Annotated in this window: 3 protein-coding genes; all 3 read right to left on the bottom strand. The window is 64.3% G+C overall.

The window, feature by feature from the left end:
* Window positions 1-944: flagellar hook-basal body complex protein (locus ACO41U_RS10405; RefSeq protein ID WP_485943786.1), on the bottom strand; the 944-nt coding region annotated here is incomplete at its 3' end.
* Between the two features lie 134 nt (window positions 945-1,078).
* A complete protein-coding gene (locus ACO41U_RS10400) occupies window positions 1,079-1,516 on the bottom strand; it encodes a flagellar hook capping FlgD N-terminal domain-containing protein (protein WP_485943784.1) in 438 nt (145 codons plus the stop codon).
* Window positions 1,517-1,572: 56 nt separating this feature from the next.
* Window positions 1,573-2,238, bottom strand: a 666-nt coding sequence (locus tag ACO41U_RS10395) for a flagellar hook-length control protein FliK (protein ID WP_485943782.1), incomplete at its 5' end; no start/stop codon positions are given.

Genomic DNA, 2,238 nt, shown 5'->3' with positions numbered 1-2,238 from the left:
TCGGCCTTGAGGTTGTACTCAAAGACCGTCGCTCCACTGGGATTTTTGATCTTCAATCCGCCCGTCGTGTCGTCATAGTCAAGAGTCATGGCCACGGGGGGATTGGTGCCCGGAAAAACCGGCGCAGCCGGTACGTGCGTCCCTGCCGCCAGCTTCGGCTTGCCGCCGTCGATCCCCACCATATCAAAGACGAGCTCCTGCTTCGTCCCGCCGTTCTCGACGGTGACGGTCAGGTACCCCTTGCCGTCCGCGGACGCCAGGTTCGTCTTGAAGCTCATGTCGTACTCCACGCCGTCCATCTTGATCTTGGCCTTGCCGCTGGGGTTCCCAGGCCATCCACATTTTTCGTTATAGGGAAGGTCCGGGAAGCCATAGGGAAGATAGGCGGAGCTGCGGCTGTCCAGATTGCACTGGTACTTCACCTCGCTCGTAGCCCTTGGGTCCAGCTTTTTGCCGATGGGGACGTTGACCGTGCTGAGGTTGTTGGCCTGGACGAAGCGCGTGGGGCTCAGCGGGTCTCGCTCCATGGCGTAGCCCTGCAGCTTATAACCCGTTCCGGCCTGGACAAAGTCCTGATTCTTGTCCTGGATGATGGCTCCCGCACGGCTGTAGAGGTTGCTGCCGCCGCCGTTATAGACGAAGAAGCCCTTGCCTTGAATCATCATGTCCGACGGGTTGCCCGTGTAGGACGCCGCGCCTTGGGTGAAGATCGTCTCAATGGCGCCCACCTGAGTGCCCAGGCCTACCTGTGCGGGGTTGATGCCGCCCATGCCATCGCTGGGTCCGGTGGCGTTCTTCTGCGCCTGATACATCAGGTCCTCGAAAATCGTGAAGTCCTTCTTAAATCCCGTGGTGTTGGCGTTGGCAATGTTATTGCCCGTCACGTCGAGCATCGTCTGATGTGCCCGAACGCCCGTGACCGCCGTCATCAATGATCTGAGCATGCTTCTAAAACCCTCCTGCGATAAGCGCTTCTATCCGTCGCTCCGCGAAACCGTCCGCCCTCGTCCTGAGGGTTCAGCCATCTTCGTCTTTTACCTGTTCGCGGGCTGCGCCCGCTCCACGCTTATCTTCCCGCTCAGGGGGCGGCCACGCCCAGGACCTTGGCGAGCTCCACCTGACCCTCCGCGGTATCCAGGATCGGCCCCTTCTGCGGGTCGAAGAACACCGCCCGCACGAGGGCGGCCGTCGGGGTCTCGACCTCCTTGCCCTCCGCATCCTTCGTGAGCTTGTTGAAGGAAACGGCCTTGCCGATGTAGCTCACCGCGTCGAACTTGCTGGCCTGCGCCATGGATTCGAGGGTCTTGTTCATGTTCTGCATCTGCTCGAGGCTGCTGAATTGGGCCATCTGGGCGATGAACTCGCGGTCCTCCATTGGGTTCAGGGGGTCCTGGTTCGAGAGCTCCGCAATGAGCAGCTTCAAAAATGCGTTCTTGTCCAGCTCGTTCTGCCGGACCGCTCCGGTGGCGGCAGACGGGTCCGTATTCGCTGCGCCGGCTATGCCGTTCACGGGCATGATAAGGTCCTCCCTTATGTCATAAAGTCGTCGATCTCAAAAGGCACGCCGGGCGCTCAGGCCACCCAACAGAGCATCCCCTGCTCCAGGTCCACCCGAAACTCCAGGGGCTCGTCCTCCGCCGCCTCGACGCGGCGCCCGTTCCGGCGTCCGTCGCGGCCCGTGTCCCGCTGTCCGCGGCCCTCGTCCTGCCGGACGTCCACCGCAAAGTGGGCCAGCTGGACGCCCTGCTGTTCCAACGTCGCCCTGAGCTGGGTCAACTGGTCCTGCACTAGTTGTCGGACCTGTTCGCTCGCGACTTTAATGGACGCCTCCACCCCCGACGTCCCGGAGGCCAGTTCCACCGTCACCCGCCCCAGCGCGGGAGGGTCCACAACGACGCTCGCCCTCTGGGCGCCGTCGGCCCGCACGAAGCGCACCACGTTCACCAGCCCCTCCCTCAGGGCCTCGCCGTGGGCGAAGTCCGCCGCCCTGGGGTTCAGGTTCAGAGGGGCCGGGGCCTCTCGCGCGGCGGTCCGGCGGTGTGCGAGGACCCCTTCAAAGAAGGATTGGAAGTCCGTCCGCTCCTGGCGGCGCTCCGGAACCTCCCCTACGCCGGCGCGGCGCTCTGCGACGGACGCGCGCCCAAGGTCCGTCCCGCCACGGCGGCCTCCTGGGCCGCTCTGGCCCTCCTGCGACGGGGCCTGCCGCGTCCCGGCGCCCTCCTCACGGGAGGCCGCCTC

Source organism: Fretibacterium sp. (genome assembly GCF_057312375.1).
Note: the sequence above shows the minus strand (reverse complement) of the source record. Positions and strands in the feature narration are given on the sequence as shown.